Here is an 18,633-nt window from a genome sequence, read left to right as displayed (position 1 = left end):
CACGACGCCGGTCCCGGAGGAACAGCTCGATCTGGCGGAGCACGCCCTGGGTATCGGTCAGCACCTGGGAATCGGTGAAGCGCAGCACGGAGTAACCGGCGAAACGCCGAAGCCGCCGCGATGGGCGAGCCATTCGCAGCCTGCGGCCAGCACCTCCTGCGCCGCGTCCGTAAGCCCCTCGGGGACCCGGACCAGGAGGGACGTGTGTGACCGGCCGAAGCTGGCGGCCAGCACCCTGGCGAGCCCGGCGGCCCTGATCTCGGGGGAGAACCGGCCGGGCCGCCCGGTCAGCGCCCGTTCCGCGAGCCCGGCGAGGAAAGGGCCGAAGTCCTCGCCGTCCGCCGCCTTGCGCCGGGCGAGAGCGCGTACGGCGGGCAGGCCGGCGCCGCCGGGCCCGGAGACGCCCTCGGCACCGGGCAGCCATGCGGGGAACAGGGCCGCGGCGGCCGCCTCCAACTCGGTCAGGACGGCGGCGATCAGGGACGTGATGGAGCGTTCCGCCGTGCAGGTGTAGGTGACGATCGCGGGGGCGCCCGCGGGGAGGGGGTCGATGGCCAGGGCGACGGCTTCGGCGTCGGCGCCGTCCAGCCGCACGACCCTGCCGACGGGTAACTCCGTCCAGGAACGCACCGCTCGCCGCCCTCGGTATGCCGACTCTGACAACCCTGCGACGCTATACGCCGCCCGCCAACGCTGTCACCCGATGTGACTCCTCCGCTCACTGAAGAGAGCGGCTTCTCGCTAAGTCGCTTGCGCAGCCTGGCGAAGGGCAAGCCCTCCCGCTCGCGATTCACCCGTCGCCTCAAGGCGACGGTCCCCTCGGGAGGCGCTGATGGCATCCCGAGGCGGTCGGTAAAGTCGCGGGTCATGCAACGTCTTATCGGGCTTTTGGTTGGGGCCGTATTCGGCATGCTCTTCGTGGCGATCAACGCGAACGAGCCGCTGCCGTCCTTGGTGGGAACCCTGCTGCGGGTGGCGGCGGTCCTGGCCCTCATGTTCGTGATCTTCGTATATATGACGGCAGGCAGAATGATCAAGACCGGTGCCGTGCCGCAGGGCGGGCAGGCGGGCGGGCCGATGTTCGGCAAGGCCTACCTGGTGATCGTCGGTGTCGAGGTGGTCCTGCTGTTCGGCGGGCTGCCGGTGCTGGGCGCGCTTGGGGTGCCGGAGCAGGTGAACGTGGCCTGGATCGCGTTCGTCGTCGGCGCGCACTTCGTCGCGCTGGCACCGGTGTGGAAGGCGCCGAGCATGCTGGTGCCGGGGGTGGCCCCGACGGTGCTGGGCATCGCCGGGTTCGTCATGGCGGGCACGTCCGCGCTGGAGTGGGTGCCCTTCGTGAGCGGGGTGCTGTCGGGGATCACCTTGCTCGGCGGGAGCGCCGTACTGTCCTGGATGCAACTCGCCGAGCTGCGCAGGGCAGCGGCTTGATCGGAGGTCAGGCGCCGTCCCGGTCGGAGTCGGCGGCGAAGACGATCACGCCGAGGTAGCCGTCGTCGTCCTTGGTGACCTTGAGCAGCATGTCGTCGCGGTAGATGCCGTCGTCGCCGTTGCGGGTGTCGCGGTCGGGGCGGTCGGTGTAGGGGGCCTGGGCGAGCACCTCGGTGTTGAGCGCCTCGTCGAACATCACCTGCGTGGTGAGCACGCGAACGTCAGTGAAGTGCACCATCGCGTGGATGTGGATGGTCCGGCCCTGGTACCAGCCCGGCCAGATGGTGGTGAACTCCACGATGCCGTCGGCGTTGGTCACCTGGGCGCCGCGCAGGTAACGCTCGTCGTCCTGGGACTCAGTGCCCGAATAGGAGCCTGCCGCGTCGCAGTGCCAGATCTCCACCACGGCGTCGCGCAGCGGCTCGCAGGTCTCGCTGTCCTGCACCTTGATCGCGACGCGGAGCCGTAACCCCTGCCTGTCCTCACGGATGTCGCTCCGGATCCGGTCCGCGTCGAAGTAGAAGGGGCCGGCCGTGGTCGCGGGGCTGAGCGTACAGGTGCCGGCCTGGTCGAACAGGGAGGTGAGGTCCTTGGCCGTGGTGGCGCGCGGCGTCACCACGGCCCCGGTCGAGGAGGTGGCCGGGGCGGCGTCCGGGGCGCAGGCGGCGAGCAGGGCGCCGAGTCCCAGGGAGCTGATGCCGGCGATCAGCTTGCGCCTGCTGACCCGCTGTCCTTCGTGATCGTGCGGCATGACGTCTCGCTTCGTTAGGAGGAGCCCCATGCTAGGAAATACACCCTTAAAATCCGGCGAAAGATGATGACCCGGTGGTCGCGAGCAGCGCACGGCGTACGCATCTCGTCGAAGATCAGGAACGGCCCATTGTTGTCGGTCGCATCCGGTACATTTCCGGATCATTGATCAGCCGTACGTGCAGGTGCCGCCGTGCCGGTGGCATTCCCCGAGCTGTCTTGTGCTGGAGGTCGAGGATCGTGAACGCGGACCCAACCGCGTGGGAGCAGAGCAGCGTGACGCAGGTCGTGCCGCCCCTCCAGCCGCGCAAGCTCGCGAAGGTCCCCTTCGTCGAGCTGGCTGACGGGCGCCTGCAGGGAGTGGTGTCGAGCGGCTCGGACATCGAGCGCGTGTACGTCTCCTCGATCGCCGCCGGGACCCACGCCTACAACTGCAGCACCAACAACAACCGGCAGTGCGGCGGCCTGATCGGCGCCCACTGCAAGCACCTGCGGTCGCTGATCGACGAGGCGGTCGTGCAGTACGGCACCGAGCGGGTCGCCCGCTACCTGCGGGTCGCCGACCCCGATAGCGTCACCGAGGCGGGGGAGCTGCGGCATCGCATCGGGGCGGGGCAGCACGAGCCGGCCCCGGCGGCCGTCGTGTTCAGCCGCTTCCTGCGCCACCTGGCCTACCTGGAGCTGCCCGCCACCACGGCGCCGCTGCCCGAGCTGCACTGGTTCCCGGCCTCCGGGGCGGTGCGCTGATGCTCGCGGTGCAGCTGGCCGCGCTGGCCGAGGACCCGCCTGGTGTGGCGGAGGCCCTGGAGCTGGTGACAGCCTTCGACGAGACGCTCGCCAACGGCCTCGGCCGGTTGGACGAGCGGGGCGCGCAGGCGGTCACCGGCCTGGCCGGAGCCGTGGCGGCCACGCCGCTCGGCGACCGGGCCCGCGAGGCGGCCGACAAGATCATCGCCGGTTCGGTGGCGGGTGAGCACCTGACGGCGTTGGCGGGAGCGCGAGCCGCCCTCCTCGGCGCCACCCACGACGCCCTCCTGACCCACCTGGACGACTCCCTGGGCCGAACCAGACCCCCATGGCAGCCCCCGCCCGCCGCCCCCTCCGCGCCGCAAGCGCCTTCCGCTGCGCAAGCCTCCGGGGCGGCTCCGGCGATGGGTAATCTGCTCGCCGGTTGTCGGTCGTGGCTGCACGAGCTGGCCATCACCGGCTGGCGGGGTGTCGGGCACGACCTGGCCGCCGCCGCTGATCAGGCGGTCGAGGCGGTGCTGGCCGAGCCCGGTGCGCGGCGGCTCGCCGTGCTGATCGACGGCCTGGCAGGCGAGCTGAGGGCGTCGTCCCCGGTCGCGGCCATGGAGAAGCTCCCGGTGCGCCGGTGGGCGGACCTGTGGACGCGGGCCGTGCTGCTGGCCGAGCCGGACTGGCTCGGCGCCCCGGACCCTGCGGCGCTCGTCTCGGGCCGGCTGCTGATCCTCGGCGTGGACGTACACGAGCACGCGACCGTCATCCAGGCGCAGGTGCACGCGGTGCTGGAGCCCGTCGGCGGCGAGCCCAAGGTGGTGCGGGCCGCCGTCTCCGCCTGCAAGGTGGACACGATCGTGGGCCCGGCGATGTGGTCGCTGCTGGGGGACTACCCCGTGCTGACGGGCGCGCTGGCCGGGCGGCGATCGGTGGAGATCACCGACATGCCCCTGCTGGGTAGCGGCGACCTGGTGTGGCAGGAGGATCGGGCCGCCCTGCAGGGGCCGGCCGACCCGTTCGCCACCGCCCGGGTCATGCTCGCGGGCGCACTGGCTCCGGCCACACCGCCCCTCGACCGGCATCCGGCGCGCATCGCCGAGCCCGTGTTCGTGGAGGGCTACACCACGGCCAAGACCGGCGACAGCATCTCGCTGGACGGCCACGAGCTGGCCGTGGCCGTCGATCGGCTGCCCTCCTCGGGCCCGCTCACGCCGAAGCTCATGGCCGTCTCCACCGCGTGCGTCGGGCTGCTGCGCTGGGATGCCGGCCGGTGGCTGCTGCAGCCGCTGGCGATCCAGGGCACGGTCAAGAAACAGCCGGTCGAGGAGCACACCGGCGACTGGGCGCAGGGGCCCACCGATCCCAAGGTGGTCAAGTCACTGGCCAGGGCGGGCGACGCGGTGTCGGTCCTGCGCGAACGAGCCGGACGGTTGCTGCGCCGATGACCACATCAGAACCGACGACCCCGCCACGATCGGTCACCACGGCTGAGGAGAATCGGCGGCAAGTGCTGCTCTGGCGGCTGCTGGCCCGCGTGTTCGAGACCGATGAGCAGCCGTCCCTGGAGGCGGCCAGCGTCGCCGTGGTCGAGGACCTCGGCCTGCCCACCGCGCTGCTCGACCCGTCGGTGTCGGTCGACAACCTGGTGCAGCGCTTCCCCGAGCTGGCCGCCGAGTTCGACGGCCTGATGACCGCCGACGAGAGCGGCCTGCCTAGGGACCGGGCCCGCACGGCGGCGCTCGCCGCCAAGCTCCTGCTGAACCTGTTCGCGACCGGCCAGGGCAACGTCACCGCCACCGACCTGGCCAGGTGGCAGCAGGACGCCGGCTGGTTCGAGCGGGCGCTCGGCCACCAGCCGGGCGAGCTGCGCACCCATCCGAGCCGTGGCGGTCATGGGCCCGGCCGTGGCGACGGCCATGGCGAGCTGGCCGGGGTGCTGGGCAACCTGGAGGGCGGCCTGGTCCGCCGGATGCGGCTGCGCGAGGTGCTCGCCGACCCGGCGCTGGCCAGGCAGCTCACCCCCAGCATGTCCCTCATCGAGCAACTCCTGCGCGACAAGCACAACCTGTCCGGAGTCGCGCTGGCCAACGCCAAGGCGCTGATCCGCAGGTTCGTCGACGAGGTGGCCGAGGTGCTGCGCACGCAGGTGCAGCAGACCAGCGCGGGCACCATCGACCGGTCGGTGCCGCCGAAGCGGGTGTTCCGCAACCTGGACATCGAGCGGACGATCTGGAAGAACCTCCCCAACTGGAGCCCAGAGGACCAGCTCCTGTACGTGGACCGCCTGTACTACCGGCACACCGCCAAGCGCACCACCCCGGCCAGGATGATCGTGGTCGTGGACCAGTCGGGCTCGATGGTCGACGCGATGGTCAACTGCACCATCCTGGCGTCGATCTTCGCCGGGCTGCCCAAGGTGGACGTTCATCTGATCGCCTATGACACGCGGGCGCTCGACCTGACCCCATGGGTGCACGACCCGTTCGAGGTGCTGCTGCGTACCCAACTCGGCGGCGGCACGAACGGCGTGGTCGCGATGGCCCAGGCCCGCCCGAAGATTCTCGACCCGCGTAACACCGCGATGGTGTGGATCTCCGACTTCTACGACAACCGGGACCTGCAGCGTGAGTTCGAGGCAGTGCACCGGTCAGGCGTGAAGTTCATCCCCGTCGGGTCGGTCAACAGCTCAGGCAGCCAGAGCGTGGACCCTTGGTTCCGCCAGAAGCTCAAGGACCTGGGCACGCCCGTGATCTCGGGCCACATCCGCAAACTCGTGTTCGAGCTCAAGAGCTTCCTCAACTAGGAGACCCCGGAAAATGACCGACGAGATGCTGCGTGCCCCCGCCGAGGTCAAGTACGCAGAAGAGCTCGACTGGCTGGAGTCGATCGACGACGGCCCCAAGCCGTTCTCCTGGCGGCTCAGCCCGCGCATGGTCCGGCTGTTCGTGCTCGGCTCCGAGCGCGCCGACGGCCTGGACCGGGAGATCCCGCAGAAGTGGTTCGGCGACCGCAGCTTCGTCGAGCGGAGCATCGTCACCCTCGCCTCCGACCGCGGCCTGCTGCTGATCGGCGACCCGGGCACCGGCAAGAGCTGGCTCGCCGAGCTGCTGTCGGCCGCCATCTCCCGCAACTCGACCCTGGTCGTCCAGGGCACCGCGGGCACCACCGAGGACCACATCAAGTACTCGTGGAACGTCTCCATGGTGATCGCCAAGGGGCAGTCGCGCGAGTCGATGATCCCCTCGCCGATCATGACGGCGATGGAGGGGGGTGTGATCGGCCGTTTCGAGGAGCTCACCCGGTCGACCAGCGACGTGCAGGACGCGCTGATCTCCATCCTCTCGGAGAAGTACGTCTCCATCCCCGAGCTCGACGACGACAACATCGTCTTCGCCCAGCCGGGCTTCTCCATCATCGCGACGGCCAACAGCCGTGACCGTGGCGTGAACGACCTGTCGTCGGCGCTCAAGCGGCGCTTCAACTTCGTCCGCATCCCGGTCGTGACGAACAAGCGCAGCGAGGCGGAGATCGTCCGCTTCCGTACCGTGGAGCTGCTGCGCCGCCACCGCATCGAGCTGGAGCTGCCGCCGACGCTGCTGGACATCCTGTTGCAGAGCTTCGCGGATCTGCGCGCCGCGGCCGCCGCGGCGCAGAGCGACGACGAGAAGCTGGAGTCGGCGCTGTCCACGGCCGAGCAGATCGGTGTGCTGGAGGACGCGATCCTGCACAGCAACTTCTTCGGCGACCGCACGCTGCGCGCCGCGACGCTCGCCGGCTCGCTGGTGGGCTCGCTGGCCCGTCGCCAGCCGGAGGACCTGGCCATCCTCAACAAGTACTGGCACGGCGTGATCGAGCCCCGCAGCAAGAAGGACGGCGGCGAGTGGGTCGACTTCCTCGAAGGCGGCCGCCAGGCGATCGCCACACTGTCATGACCCAGAGCCCGTTCGCCGCCCTGCGCGAGCAGTTGCACGACGCCGCGGCGGCCTTCGCCGGCGCGCCCGGCGCGCTGTCCGGCATCCTGTCGGGCATGGTCGACGACGTCGACCGGGCGCTGGGCGAACAGCTGGAGATCTTCCCGGTGTGCCACCACTCGCCGGGCTCGGCGCTGGCCATGGCGCGGCGGCTGCGTGACAAGCAGCCCGAGGTCATCTACCTGGAGCTGTGCGAGGACCTGCAGCCGATACTGGACGAGCTGCGCAACTGCCGCCTGCCGGTGGCGCTGCAGGCGTTCGCGACCGAGCTGGACGGCTTCCCGGACAGCTGGGGGCCGCTCAGCGTCATCGCGCCGATCACCGAGGCGTCCGCCGAGTACCAGGCCATCGCCTACGCGCTCGACACGCCGGGCGTCGAGCTGGTGCTGGTGGACCGCTCGGCCGACCACGTCTTCCAGTGGTCACCGCAGGAGCAGCCCGCCCATGCCGACGCGGTGGGCGTGGAGATCGGCGACCTGCGTCCCCGCTTCGCCGAGCTCGAAGAGCACCTGCTGCACCACGGCAAGGTCCGGCACTGGTCGGAGTGGTGGGACCAGTACGTCGAGCAGCCGCTGGCGGGCGCCGACTACGACACCTACCGCCAGGTCATGGTGCTGATCGGCAGCCTGTTCAGGCGCCTCGGGCCGGACGACGCCGGGCGGCTGGCCCGCGACGAGGACCGCGAGCGCTACATGTGGACGCGGATGCGCGAGCACCTCGCCACCTCGGGCGCCGACCCCGAGCGATGCCTGTACGTGTGCGGCGCCTTCCACGCGGCCAGCCGGGTCGAGCAGTTCGGGCTGGCGGCGGAGCGGAAGGAGTTCGACATCACCCCCCGTACCGCCACCACCTGGCTGTACGGCCTCGTTCCGTCCAGCCACTCGGCCATCGAGGAGCAGTTCGGGCTGGCCGGCGGCTCGGTGTCCATCGCCGCCGCGACCTTCGCCAAGGCCGTGTCACGCGGCGGCGTCAAGCCGTTCGAGCTCAAGGGGCAGCAGTCCAAGCGCCCGGCGCGAGCCGGCAAGACGCCCACCCGGACGCCCGCCCAGCGGGAACCGCTCGCCGACCGGCTGTCCGGCTTCCTGTCCAGGCCGCCCGCCCTGGACGAGCTGGACGAGGCGGAGCTGCTCGGCTGGTGCGTGGACATCGTCCGGCTGGCCCGCCGCAACGGCTATCTGGCCAGCACCGCCGACGCCATCGCCGTGTTCGAGACCTCCATCCTGCTCGCCGGCATGCGCAACAGGGCGCGTCCCACCCCGTACGACTTCCAGGACGCCGCGGTCACCTGCATCGAAAAGGACACGGTGCCGGGCCGTCGCGACGTGCGCCGCCTGTGTGAGATCCTCCTCGGCGGCGACCGGATCGGCGAGGTCGGCTATCAGGCGCTGCCGCCGCTGGCCCAGGACGTCTACGACCGGCTCGCGCCGCTCGGCTTCGACCTGAAGAAGCGCGCCGTGCACCGCGCGCTGCTCGACCTCAACGCCGATCCGGGCCTGGCGTCCTGCTCGGACCTGCTGTGGCTCCTGGTCCGGCTGCTCCCCGACGGAGCCGTACGGCCCATCATGGGCAGTCGCCGGCTGGGTGAGCGGTCGATCCAGGAGAGCTGGGACGTGGCGCTCGGCCACCACCAGCGCGCGCTCATCGAGCTCGGCTACGAGGGCGTCACCGTCGAGCAGGTGCTGGAGCAGCGGCTGCGCCGCAGCGTGTGGGAGCCGAAGGCGACCGCCGCCGTCGCGCTCGAAGCGGTCGAGGACTCCATCCTGTTCCTGGGCAGCCGCCGCTTCACCGAGGAGCTCGGCGCGCGGGCCGTGGAGCTGCTGGCCGCCGAGCGGACCGTGGACGACGCCCCCGACGTGCTGCGCAGGATCCGGAGGCTGCTGGCCCACTACCGCGCCACCGAGCCCGCCTTGCCGGCCTGGTGCGAGCGCTTCGTCACCACCGGCTACGCGCACTACTGCACCCTGCTGCCGACCGCCTTCGTGGCCGAGGACATCGGGGTGCGGCAGGTGGCCGCCATGCTGGGGTTCCTGTCGTCCATGGAGAGCCTCGCGCTGTCCCTCGGTTGCGACCGCGCCCAGCTCGAGATCGCCGTGCGGCAGTCACATCCGGAGACTCCGGGCAAGGTCGCGCTGCTGTGGGGCGCCCAGTTCCAGCTCGGCGTGCTGTCACTGGCCGAGCTGCGCGAACGCTGTGACGAGCTGCTCGCCAACCCGCTCGTGGTCCCGGCGTTCCCGCAGTACATCAGCGGGTTCGTCCAGGCGCTCGAACCCGCGCCCGCGCTCACGCCGTTCGTGGTCGAGGTCGTCTCCAACGCGTTCGCCCGGCTGCCCGACGAGGTGCTGCTGCCGTGGCTGCCGTTGCTGATCACCACCCTGCGCCAGGAGGCGCCCGAGCTGGTGCCCGTGCTCATCCGCGAGGCCGGCCGTACGTTCCCGGCCACTCTGGCGGCCGTGGACGCCTGGGTGCCGCCGTGGACGGCGGCGCGGACGGCTCAGCCCGCGCCGCGTGCCGAAGCCCGGCCCGCCGCCTCCGGTGGGCCGGTGGCCGAGCTGCTGGCCGCGCATCCGGCGGCGATCGACGCGGTGGCGGGGCTGCTCGGCTGCGACGGCGACTGGCAACCGCTCGGCCAGGCCGTCCCCGCCGCTCCGGGGGAGGCGGGCGCGCTGCTCGCACGGCATCCCGGCACCGTGGAGGCGGTCGCGGAGTTGCTGCGCGCGTAGCAGAACGGGATCCGCGAGGAGGAGGCCCCACGGTCCGTAGCGCTCAGGCGGTTTCCGCCCTGGGCCGAGGAGCCGTGGGGCCGGTGCGGAACCGCAGGATGCCCTCGATTCCTTCGAGGAACGTCTCGCAGACCGCCGCCGGGTCGGTCAGGCAGCCCGCCGCCATCGCGCCGTCGCGCAGCATGACGAAATGCCGGCCCGCGGGCTCGGGCGGTGTCTCTCCGGTTTGCGCGAGCAGGTCGGTGATGGTGCGCAGGAACCACTGCCGGTGGGCGAGGACGGCTTTGTGCACGGGATGCTCGGGGTCCGGATACTCCGCCACGGCGTTGAGGAAGGCGCATCCGCGAAACCCGGGTGACCCGATGTCCTCGGCGATCGACCTGGCGATGGCTCGCAGGATGTCGGCCGCCGGTCGGCCGCTGCGGACGGCCTCGCCGGCCCGTTCGCGGAGGGCCTGGTCGGCTGCCTGGAGATAGGCGACGACGAGCTCGTCCTTGCCGGCGAAGTGCCGGTACAACGTCGCGCGGGTCACCTTCGCCTCCGCGACGATCCGATCGATCCCCACGGAGTGGAGCCCTTCCGTGTAGAAGAGCCGGGTGGCGGTCCCGAGCAGCCGTGATCGCGCTTCGGACACCTGACCTCGAGTGTTCTGCACCATTGCCCGGATTATAGCAGATAGAACGTTCCGTCTTGCATAAGGTTGACGGTGCTTCCCTGTGGGTTCGCCGGAAAAGATGCGGTGTCAGCGGTAATCCTGGGGTTCCTCGGAGGACTACTGCTTGTGAACGATCCCGAAGAACGATTCACCGAGCTCTACGACCGGCACTATCGCGCCGTGCTCGGCTACGCGTTGCTGCGGGCCGAGAGCGTCGTGGCCGAGGACGTGTGCAGCGAGACGTTCCTGATCGCGTGGCGGCGCATCGCCGAGCTGCCCGACCCGGCGCTGCCGTGGCTGCTCGGCGTCGCCCGCAACCTGCTGGCCAAGCAGCGCGACTCGCGGTTCCGGCTGCGGGCCCTGCTCGACCGGGTCGCCGCTCTCACCACCGAGCGGGACCGGGTGAGCTGGGACGTCGCCGAACACGTCGTGGACAGGGAACTCGCGCTCGCCGTGCTGGCCGCGCTGCCCGAGCAGGACGTGGAGGCGATGGCCCTGGCCACCTGGCACGGCCTGCCGCCCGAGCAGGCCGCCGCCGTCATGGGCTGTTCCACCCGTACGTACAGCGTCCGGCTGCACCGCGCACGCAAGCGCCTGGGCAAGGCGCTGCTCGCGCAGTCGAGATCGGCCACGCCACCCCTCCGGACCGCCGCCCGGCAGCGGTTCGTCGAGGAGGCCTGATGCCGAGCGCCGGCCGATCCCCCGAGGAGGAAGACATGAACGACCGCATGTTCGCCCAGCTCAAGCCCGAAGGGCTGGACGAGCTGACCGAGGAGACGTACAGGCGCCGCCGCGCGGCCGACCTGGCCGCCACCTTCGCCACCCCGCCCGCAGCCACCCCGCCCGCCACCACCAGGCCCGCGGCCGCACGGCGCAGGCGGCCTCTGATCCTGGTGGGCGCGCTGGCCGCCGGGGTGGCCGCGGCCGTGGTCATCGTGCCGGGGCCGGGAGACTCCGGTACGCCCCCGCAGGCGATCACCTCGACCGTCTCGCCCACCGCCTCCAGCACCCGCCCGCCGGAGAGCCGCACCCTGGACGCCCACACCGTGCTGCTCGCGGCGGCCGAGAGCGCCACCCGGACCCCGGCCGGCTCCGGCCGCTACTGGTACGTACGCGATCGGACCTTCCAGCGCGTGCACAACGTCGAAAGCGAGTACCACGCGAGCGTCCAGTCCCTGGTCGACGAGCTCGAACGGCGCCGGAAGGCGCTCAAGGACAAGCCGGACGAGCTCCGGGCCGCCGAGCGGGAGTTCGAGCGGCGGTTGGTGAAGCTCAAGACCGCGACGCTCCCGTACGCCGCCTTCGTCGCGGACTCGACGGAGTCGTGGCGCCCGCGCCTGCCGGGCATGAAGAACCGCACCCAGCGAGGCCGGGACCAGGAGGTCTCCTTCGGCTCGCCCGCCGACGAGGCGAAATGGCGGCAGGCGGGCAGCCCCGACCTGCGTCCCCGTCCATCCAGCAACGAGGACGACACCGAGCGGATCCTGTCGATCGCCAACCCCTCCCTGAACATGCGCAACGTGGACGAACTGCCCACCGACAGCAAGGCGTTGGAACGCAAGCTGCGCCAGCTCTACCAGGCGCAACAGGGCGAAAAGGGAACCTTCCCCGTCTATCTGTGGCAGACGAGCGTGGACCTGCTGGGCGCGCCGATCACGCCGGGAACGCGGGAGGCGCTGTTCAGGGTGCTGGCCGGTCAGAAGGGCATCACCTCGCAGGGCGAGGTCGCCGACGCGAAGGGGCGCACCGGGGCCGCCCTGATGACGGAGGAGACCACCGCAGACGGTGAGCGGTACGAGTACCGGCTGATCATCGATCCGGACTCCGCCGGACTGCTGCAGTACGAGGTCGCGGAGGTGGGAGACCCGGCGCCGCTGCTGCGGGTGGCCCTGGAGGAGACCGCCTGGGTCGATCGGCTCGGCGAGCGCCCCTGACCTCGGCGGGTAGGGCTGCCCCTACCTGAGGACGGTAGTGAGCGGGAGAGATCCGGAGCTCTTCCGCTCGTAGCGTTGCCACCATGACGACCTTCGCGCACCGCATCGCCGCCGACTCCCGTTATCTGCTGTTGTCCTTCCCCCTGGCGATCATCTCCTTCTGCCTGATCGTGACCGGTGTCGCGGCCGGGGTGGGCAGCATGGTCACGTTCATCGGCCTGCCCATCCTGGCGGCGACCGCCCTCGTGGCCCGCAACCTCGCCGACCTCGAGCGAGCCGCGCTGCCCGGCGTGCTCGACACCCCCGTGGAGCGGCCCGACTACACCGAGGCCCCGGCGTCGGCAGGCTGGTTCCGGCGCGTGATGAACCCGCTGACCAGCGGACAGGCCGTCATGGACCTGCTGCACGCCATCATCGCCTTCCCGGTCGCGGTGGCGGGTTTCGTCGTCACCGTCACCTGGTGGGCCGGGGCCATCGCCGGGCTGGCGTCCCCGCTCTACGTGTGGTTCCTCGCCGACCATGTCACCTTCCGGGGGCTGCCCAGCCTGCTCGGCCTCGGTGACGGCCCGGTGCTGGCCGTGGTCTTCAACACCGCCGTCGGCCTGCTGTTCGCGGTGACCGCGCTGCCGGTGCTGCGCGGCGTCGCGCTGACCAAGGCCGCCGTCGCCCAGGCGCTGCTCACCCGGCCCAGCTACCCGCCGCGGCGCACGATGAGCACGTACACGCCCGCGTCCGACCTGTTCTGACCTCATATCGTGGAGGGTCCGGAACGCTCTCGAAAGGGTCGAACGTGCGCAGCTCATTCTTCGGCAACATGGACGCTCAGCAGCTCCCCGCCGGCTTCGCCCTGCAGAACGGCAAGATGCTCCGGGTGCAACTCCCCGACGAGGTGCTGGCCAAGCAGGGCTCGATGGTCGCCTTCCAAGGCCAGATGGACTTCGACTACGAAGGCTCCGGCAGCATCGGCAAGCTGTTCAAGAAGGCCATGACGGGCGAGGGCGCGTCGCTGATGCGGGTGCGCGGCCAGGGGCAGCTCTATCTCGCCGACAACGCCGACGACATCCACCTGTTCTACCTGGAGAACGAGGGCCTCACCGTCAACGGGCGCAACCTGCTGGCCTTCCAGCCGCAGCTGACCTGGGACATCCAGCGGGTGCAGGGCGCGGGGATGGCGGCGGGCGGGCTGTTCAACACCACGCTCAACGGCACCGGCTGGGTGGCCGTCACCACCCACGGCACGCCCGTGCTGCTCGACGCCGCCGCGATGCCGACCTACGCCGACGGCCAGTCGGCCGTCTGCTGGAGCACCGGCCTGCACGTCGGCGTCAACCGGACCATGAAGGCCGGCGCGCTCATCGGCCGCGGCAGCGGCGAGGCCATGCAGCTCGCGTTCAAGGGGCAGGGGTTCGTCCTGGTGCAGGCGAGCGAGGGCGTGCCGGTCGTCAAGGCTTCCTGACCGAACGCGGGCCCCGGACCCTCCGAAGTCACCTGCAAGCCAACCGCCAGGTGGCGGTCGGCATCCTTGCGTGATGAGTACGGCGAGGCCGCAGGGCGGCGCTGACCGCCGGGACCGCGATCACCACACTGGGAGCCGCCGGAGTGATCGCCGGCATGGTGGCCGCGTACTCGCCCTGAAGAACTCCGCCAGGTGGTGGGCGAGGGCGGCGGGCTCCAGGTGGGGCACGGTCCTGTGGCGGCCATCGGGCAGCAGGGCTGCCAGCTTCTCGCCGTCGGTCGAGTCGTCGGTTCCGGTGCCGGTCGGGTGTTCGTCGAGGATCAGCGTCGGTATGGAGACGCAGGACCACCGGGTGGCCGCGAAGCCCGTACAGGGGGCGCCCGAGCGGGCCGGGGTGGTCAGGTGTGTCAGGAGCCTGTCCGGGGTGTCCGGGCGCGGGCGCAGCGTCGGCCCGTGGAGCGCCAGCCTGGTGATGCCGGGTAGGAGGCGGGCCGCTTCGAGGGCCAGGACGGCGCCGGAGCCGAGCCCGGCCATGGACACCGAGCCGCCCGCCGCGTCGATGACCGCGTCCAGGTCCTCCACCTCGCGGGCCACCGCGTACGGCGCGGTGTCGCCGCTGTCACCGAACCCTCTGCGGTCGGGGCGGTAGACGGTGAAGCCGGTCGCCAGCAGCGCCGCGAGCCGCTCGGCCGCCCCGCCGACCAGCACGATCGCCGGTCCCGCGCCGTACCGGCGGAACGCGATCGCGGTCCCGTCGCACGATCTGACCATGCCCATGGCGGGCCGTCACCGGGGCGCGATGTTGTGGTTGAGCCGGAACACGTTGCCGGGATCGTACGCCTTCTTCACGGCGGTCAGCCGCGCGTGGTCGGCGGCCGTGTAGGCGGCGTGCACCCTGGTGCTGTCCAGCAGGAAGTTGAGGAACGTCCCGCCGGTGCCGTGCCGGCCGAGCGTCTCGGCCAGTTCGGGCGTGCGCTGGTCGACGATGACGGAGAAGGGGGCGTCGCGGTGCCCCACGGGGCCGGCGTCCGGACCGGGTGCGGCCATCGCACCGGACCAGTGCCGGATCTCCACGGTCGCGTGCGTGCCCGTCTCCACCAGCGTGCCGATCACCTCGTCGGGCAGCGCGTCGAAGAAGTTCAGGTAGCGGGCGGGGGTGCCGCCCATCGCCGCGTCGGCGTACCCGATCGTCCGCATCCCGTCCACCAGCGCCGGTCCGGCGGTCTCCCACAGCGGCCGCAGCGCCTGCCTGCCGAGTTCCGCCGGCCCCGCGTACATCGCCTTGATGCCGAGCACCCGACGGCCGTCGGGCATGGCGGTCAGCATCACGGCGGTGCTCACCTCGTCGGGCGCGGTCGCGGCCCAGTCCCGGTAGCGGGTCAGCGTCTCGCCCGCCACCTCGTACGGGAAGTAGGCGATACCGGCGTAGACCTGTGCCACCGGGTACAGCTTGAACTCCAGGGACGTGACGACGCCGAAGTTCCCGCCGCCGCCCCGCAGCGCCCAGAACAGGTCGCCGTGGCCGTCCGCGTCGGCCGTCACGACCTGGCCGCCGGCGGTGACCACCTCGGCGCCCAGCACACTGTCGGCGGCGAACCCGTACCGGCGCGACAGCCACCCCACCCCGCCGCCCAGCGTGTAGCCGGTGACGCCGACCTGAGGCGACGAGCCCGACAGCGGCGCCAGGCCGTAGGGCGCGGCGGCGGCCAGCACCTGCCCCCACCGGGCGCCCGGCCCCACCCGGGCGGTTCGCCTGACCGGGTCGATCTCGACCCGGTCCATCAGCGACGTCCTGAGCAGGATGCCGCCGTCGGACGGCACGTGCGTGCCGTGGCCGGTCGCCTGCACGGCGAGAGGCAGGTCGTGCTCGGCGGCGGCGACCACGGCGGCCCGCACGTCGTCGCGGCCGGCCGCCTCGGCCACCATGACGGGCCGCGCGTCGACCGCCGGGTTGAGCGACTTACGCCCCTCTTCGTACCCTTCGTCACCCGGCACGTGCACGGCTCCACGGAACCCGTCGATCCTGCGCGCCCGGTCCACCAGCTGCTGGCTCATCGTCTTGACCCCTTCGTTTCGGCTGAGATCAGGCTCCTTCGGGAGGGGTGTCGCGGACATCCGTGTTCACCACGGATCCACCACGGAAAAACACGTACGTCCATGGGTGGGCGATGATGTGGCATGTGACGGTGTCAGGTGCGGGTGGGGTGTCGCGGCGCGAGGCGGAGGTGCTCGCAGCACTCGGCGCGCGGCTGACGAACGCGCAGATCGCGAGCAGGCTGCACATCTCGATCCGCACGGTCGAGAGCCACGTCTCCTCGCTGCTGCGCAAGTACGGCGTCGCCGACCGGCGCGAGCTGGCGGCCCTCGCCGAGGAGGTCGCCGCGTCGTCCGGGGAGGTGGCGGGCCTGCCCACGGCGCGCACTACGTTCGTGGGCCGGGACGCGGAGCTCGCGGCGGTCATGGCCGCGTTCGAGTCCGCCCGCCTGGTGACGTTGGTGGGGCCGGGCGGCGTGGGGAAAACCCGCCTGGCGGTGGCGGCGGCGGGCTCCTTCCCGTACGGCGGGGCGTTCGTGGACCTGGTGCCGGTGCGTGACCCGTTCGTCGCGGAGGCGGTGGCGGCGGCGCTCGGGGTGTCCGAACGGCCGCAGCAGCCGCTGGAGGACGCCATCGCCGACCGGCTCGGCCGGGACCGGGCGCTGCTGGTCCTGGACAACTGCGAGCACCTGCTCGACGCGGTGGCCGCCTTCGTGGACCGCCTGCTGTCGCGCTGCCCCGGCACCCGCGCCCTGGTGACCAGCCGGGAGCGGCTGGGCGTGCCGGGCGAGCGGTTGGTGCCCGTGGAGCCGCTGCCGCTGTCCTCCGACGCGGTGCGGCTCTTCCTGGACCGCGCGACCGCCGCCGACCCCGGCTTCGCCGTCGACGCGGGGGAGGCGGTGGAGATCTGCGCCCGGCTCGACGGGCTTCCCCTGGCGATCGAGCTCGCCGCCGCCCGCAGCGCCGCGCTCGGGCCCGGCGGCCTCCTGGCGGCGCTCGACGACAACCTGCGGTTGCTGGCCGGCGGGCGGGGAGTCGACCAGCGGCACCGCTCGCTGCGTGCCGTGCTCGGCTGGAGCCACGACCTGCTGGAAGACGACGAGCGTACGCTGTTCCGCCGCCTGGCGGTCTTCACCGGCGGCTTCGACCTGGACGCGGTCACCGCCGTGGTGTCCGGCGGTCGTGCCGAGGTCGCCGACGTCCTGGGCCGGCTGGCGGGCAAGAGCCTGGTCGCGCGTGACGCCGGCCGGTGGCGGCTGCTGGAGACGGTCCGCGCGTTCGCCGCCGAACGGCTCGACGACAGCGGCGAACGCCCCGCCCTCCAGGATCGTCACCTGCGTTGGGCCGCCACGACGGCCGAAGCCCTGGTCCGCCTCGCGTCCTCGAAGAGCCCGGACGGTGGCCGGCATGACGCCTTCGACACCGTGGCCGACGACCTGCGCGCGGCGCTGGTGGCTGCACAGGCGTCCGTGAGCGCGGACGTACCCCCGAATCTGACGGACGGCCCGCAGACGCCCCCACCGGACGGCCGGCAGACGCGGCCGGCGCCCGACGGCCCGCAGACGTTGGCGCATCGGCTGGCTCGGGCGTTGGCCCGGCTCACCTATGGGCGGAGGTTCCTGAGCGAGGCGCTGGCGCACTATCGGCAGGCCGCCAGGCTGGCGACGGGAGCGGCGGAGGCGGCTCAGGACCTGGCAGACGCCGCCGAGTGCGCGCTCGCGTTCGCCGATGCCGGGCAGGCGGTCGAGCTGCAGCTGGCCGCCGCCGAGCGGGCGGCGGCGGCCGGTGACGGGAACGCGCGGGCGGTCGCGCTCGCCCGCGCCGCCGTGATCGCCAGGCGGCACCCGGGCTTCGGCGCCGGCATCGGGGTGCCGCAGGAGCGCCTGGACACGCTGGCCGAGGAGGCGGCAGCCGCCGGCGACCCGGACGACCCGTTCGTGGCCGCTCATGTGGCGGCGGCCGTCGCCTGGAGCGGTACGGACGCCGCCACCAGCGAGCAGGCCCTGGCGGCGGCCCGTGAGACCGGCGACCCCGTGCTGGTCAGCTCCGCCCTGGACGCGGTGGTCTCGGCGGCGGCCCGCCGTGGGCACCCCCGGGAGGCGTTCCGGCTGGCCAGGGAGCGCCTAGCCCTGCTGGACGCGATGGATCGCGACGACCCGCGCTCGGGCATCGAGATCGTCGACTCCCTGCACGTCGCCACGGTGTACGCCATCGCCGCCGGCGACCTGCGGCAGGCCCTGGACCTCGCGGGCATGGCGATGCGCGACGACGTCACCGGCAGCCACCCGGCGCTCGCCAGGAGCAGGCTCGTCACGCCATTGGTGCTCGCCGGCGACTTCGAGGAGGCGCTGGCCAGGGCGGCCGAGATGTGGGACGGCCAGGCGCGCATGGACGGCCCGCCGGGCAGGTGGATGACGCACGCGCTGTGCTCGGTGGCGCTCGCGCACGGTCTGCTCGGCGAGGAGGAGGCGTACAGGTCCTGGCGTGCGCGGGCGCTGACGGTCGGGCAGGTCACCGCGTCGTCGGGCCACGCGGCGCTGGTCGCGTTCGTGGACGCCCGCGTCGCCGTGCACACCGGCCGGTCCGCCGGTGACGTGGCCGGGCTGGTGGAGCGGGCCGCGGCCGGGTTCGTGCCCGGTTTGTTCGACAGGTACGCCACCGCCGCCTGCGCCGAGCTGGCCGTCGTCGCCGAGCTCCCCGACGCCGGTCAGCGGCTGGCCGCGGCGGCCGAAGCCGGCCGGGAGAACGACTGGGCCGCCGCCTGCCTGTCCCGAGCCACGGGCAGGCTGTACGGCGACGCCGCCGCCCTGGAGGCCGCCGTCGACGGCTGGGAACGCATCGGCGCCCGGTTCGAGCGCGCCTGCACCCTGCTCCTGCTGCCCGCCCGCGCCGACGAGGGCCGGGCCGAGCTCGGCGCATATTTGACCGAACGGTCTCAATAGCTCTA

At 72.2% G+C, this 18,633-nt stretch carries 16 protein-coding genes; 11 read left to right on the top strand and 5 right to left on the bottom strand.

Features of this window, described 5'->3' with window-relative positions; genetic code table 11:
• Positions 1-57: 57 nt before the first annotated feature.
• Positions 58-630 (bottom strand): hypothetical protein, encoded by a 573-nt coding sequence (locus ACTMTF_RS18385; RefSeq protein ID WP_441111772.1) that lies wholly within the window; start codon positions 628-630, stop codon positions 58-60.
• 237 nt (positions 631-867) lie between these two features.
• Here ACTMTF_RS18385 and ACTMTF_RS18380 point away from each other — a divergent pair, with 237 nt between their 5' ends.
• Positions 868-1,428, top strand: coding sequence for a hypothetical protein (locus tag ACTMTF_RS18380; protein WP_441111771.1), 561 nt, complete (start codon positions 868-870; stop codon positions 1,426-1,428).
• Between the two features lie 7 nt (positions 1,429-1,435).
• Here the strand turns inward: ACTMTF_RS18380 and ACTMTF_RS18375 are convergent, their stop codons facing one another.
• Complete coding sequence (locus ACTMTF_RS18375) at positions 1,436-2,179, bottom strand: intradiol ring-cleavage dioxygenase (protein ID WP_441111770.1); 744 nt, start codon at positions 2,177-2,179, stop codon at positions 1,436-1,438.
• A gap of 239 nt (positions 2,180-2,418) precedes the next feature.
• Here ACTMTF_RS18375 and ACTMTF_RS18370 point away from each other — a divergent pair, with 239 nt between their 5' ends.
• Genes ACTMTF_RS18370 through ACTMTF_RS18350 form a run of 5 tightly spaced genes read left to right on the top strand, consistent with a single transcriptional unit; the run spans position 2,419 to position 9,607 of the window.
• Positions 2,419-2,925 (top strand): hypothetical protein, encoded by a 507-nt coding sequence (locus ACTMTF_RS18370; protein WP_397007615.1) that lies wholly within the window; start codon positions 2,419-2,421, stop codon positions 2,923-2,925.
• Positions 2,925-4,361 carry a hypothetical protein gene (locus ACTMTF_RS18365; protein ID WP_441111769.1) on the top strand — a complete coding sequence of 479 codons (1,437 nt, stop codon included), beginning with the start codon at positions 2,925-2,927 and terminating at the stop codon, positions 4,359-4,361. Before ACTMTF_RS18370 ends, ACTMTF_RS18365 begins: the two co-directional genes overlap by 1 nt.
• Entirely contained in the window at positions 4,358-5,719 is a 1,362-nt protein-coding gene (locus ACTMTF_RS18360) for a vWA domain-containing protein (protein ID WP_441111768.1), read from the top strand. Before ACTMTF_RS18365 ends, ACTMTF_RS18360 begins: the two co-directional genes overlap by 4 nt.
• A 13-nt stretch (positions 5,720-5,732) precedes the next feature.
• Entirely contained in the window at positions 5,733-6,848 is a 1,116-nt protein-coding gene (locus ACTMTF_RS18355) for an ATP-binding protein (protein ID WP_441111767.1), read from the top strand.
• Positions 6,845-9,607 carry a DUF5682 family protein gene (locus tag ACTMTF_RS18350; protein ID WP_441111766.1) on the top strand — a complete coding sequence of 921 codons (2,763 nt, stop codon included), beginning with the start codon at positions 6,845-6,847 and terminating at the stop codon, positions 9,605-9,607. The genes ACTMTF_RS18355 and ACTMTF_RS18350 overlap by 4 nt, the downstream gene beginning before the upstream one ends.
• Before the next feature lie 43 nt (positions 9,608-9,650).
• Here ACTMTF_RS18350 and ACTMTF_RS18345 read toward each other — a convergent pair whose 3' ends face one another.
• Positions 9,651-10,265 (bottom strand): TetR/AcrR family transcriptional regulator, encoded by a 615-nt coding sequence (locus tag ACTMTF_RS18345; protein WP_441111765.1) that lies wholly within the window; start codon positions 10,263-10,265, stop codon positions 9,651-9,653.
• Positions 10,266-10,388: 123 nt separating this feature from the next.
• Here ACTMTF_RS18345 and ACTMTF_RS18340 point away from each other — a divergent pair, with 123 nt between their 5' ends.
• The 4 genes from ACTMTF_RS18340 (at position 10,389) to ACTMTF_RS18325 (ending at position 13,652) form a co-directional block, all read left to right on the top strand.
• Complete coding sequence (locus ACTMTF_RS18340; protein WP_397007603.1) at positions 10,389-10,943, top strand: RNA polymerase sigma factor; 555 nt, start codon at positions 10,389-10,391, stop codon at positions 10,941-10,943.
• 35 nt (positions 10,944-10,978) lie between these two features.
• Positions 10,979-12,196, top strand: coding sequence for a CU044_5270 family protein (locus tag ACTMTF_RS18335; protein ID WP_441111764.1), 1,218 nt, complete (start codon positions 10,979-10,981; stop codon positions 12,194-12,196).
• Between the two features lie 83 nt (positions 12,197-12,279).
• Positions 12,280-12,942, top strand: a complete 663-nt coding sequence (locus ACTMTF_RS18330; RefSeq protein ID WP_441111763.1) for a sensor domain-containing protein — start codon at positions 12,280-12,282, stop codon at positions 12,940-12,942.
• Positions 12,943-12,986: 44 nt separating this feature from the next.
• Positions 12,987-13,652 (top strand): AIM24 family protein, encoded by a 666-nt coding sequence (locus ACTMTF_RS18325; RefSeq protein ID WP_441111762.1) that lies wholly within the window; start codon positions 12,987-12,989, stop codon positions 13,650-13,652.
• Positions 13,653-13,772: 120 nt separating this feature from the next.
• Here ACTMTF_RS18325 and ACTMTF_RS18320 read toward each other — a convergent pair whose 3' ends face one another.
• Complete coding sequence (locus ACTMTF_RS18320) at positions 13,773-14,429, bottom strand: alpha/beta fold hydrolase (RefSeq protein ID WP_441111761.1); 657 nt, start codon at positions 14,427-14,429, stop codon at positions 13,773-13,775.
• 9 nt (positions 14,430-14,438) lie between these two features.
• Positions 14,439-15,707 carry an FAD-binding oxidoreductase gene (locus ACTMTF_RS18315; RefSeq protein WP_441111760.1) on the bottom strand — a complete coding sequence of 423 codons (1,269 nt, stop codon included), beginning with the start codon at positions 15,705-15,707 and terminating at the stop codon, positions 14,439-14,441.
• A gap of 125 nt (positions 15,708-15,832) precedes the next feature.
• On the opposite strand from ACTMTF_RS18315, the gene ACTMTF_RS18310 reads away from it, so the two are divergent.
• A complete protein-coding gene (locus tag ACTMTF_RS18310; protein ID WP_441111759.1) occupies positions 15,833-18,628 on the top strand; it encodes an ATP-binding protein in 2,796 nt (931 codons plus the stop codon).
• Positions 18,629-18,633: the final 5 nt, after the last annotated feature.

Source organism: Nonomuraea sp. ZG12, assembly GCF_052068115.1.
Classification (GTDB): Bacteria; Actinomycetota; Actinomycetes; order Streptosporangiales; family Streptosporangiaceae; genus Nonomuraea.
This window is presented reverse-complemented; position numbering and strand designations above follow the sequence as displayed.

Coding starts and splice junctions, on each gene's coding strand:
- ACTMTF_RS18380 (WP_441111771.1), top strand. CDS start 868: ATGCAACGTCTTATCGGGCTTTTGGTTGGGGCCGTATTCGGCATGCTC.
- ACTMTF_RS18375 (WP_441111770.1), bottom strand. CDS start 2,179: ATGCCGCACGATCACGAAGGACAGCGGGTCAGCAGGCGCAAGCTGATC.
- ACTMTF_RS18365 (WP_441111769.1), top strand. CDS start 2,925: ATGCTCGCGGTGCAGCTGGCCGCGCTGGCCGAGGACCCGCCTGGTGTG.
- ACTMTF_RS18360 (WP_441111768.1), top strand. CDS start 4,358: ATGACCACATCAGAACCGACGACCCCGCCACGATCGGTCACCACGGCT.
- ACTMTF_RS18355 (WP_441111767.1), top strand. CDS start 5,733: ATGACCGACGAGATGCTGCGTGCCCCCGCCGAGGTCAAGTACGCAGAA.
- ACTMTF_RS18350 (WP_441111766.1), top strand. CDS start 6,845: ATGACCCAGAGCCCGTTCGCCGCCCTGCGCGAGCAGTTGCACGACGCC.
- ACTMTF_RS18345 (WP_441111765.1), bottom strand. CDS start 10,265: ATGGTGCAGAACACTCGAGGTCAGGTGTCCGAAGCGCGATCACGGCTG.
- ACTMTF_RS18335 (WP_441111764.1), top strand. CDS start 10,979: ATGAACGACCGCATGTTCGCCCAGCTCAAGCCCGAAGGGCTGGACGAG.
- ACTMTF_RS18330 (WP_441111763.1), top strand. CDS start 12,280: ATGACGACCTTCGCGCACCGCATCGCCGCCGACTCCCGTTATCTGCTG.
- ACTMTF_RS18320 (WP_441111761.1), bottom strand. CDS start 14,429: ATGGGCATGGTCAGATCGTGCGACGGGACCGCGATCGCGTTCCGCCGG.
- ACTMTF_RS18315 (WP_441111760.1), bottom strand. CDS start 15,707: ATGAGCCAGCAGCTGGTGGACCGGGCGCGCAGGATCGACGGGTTCCGT.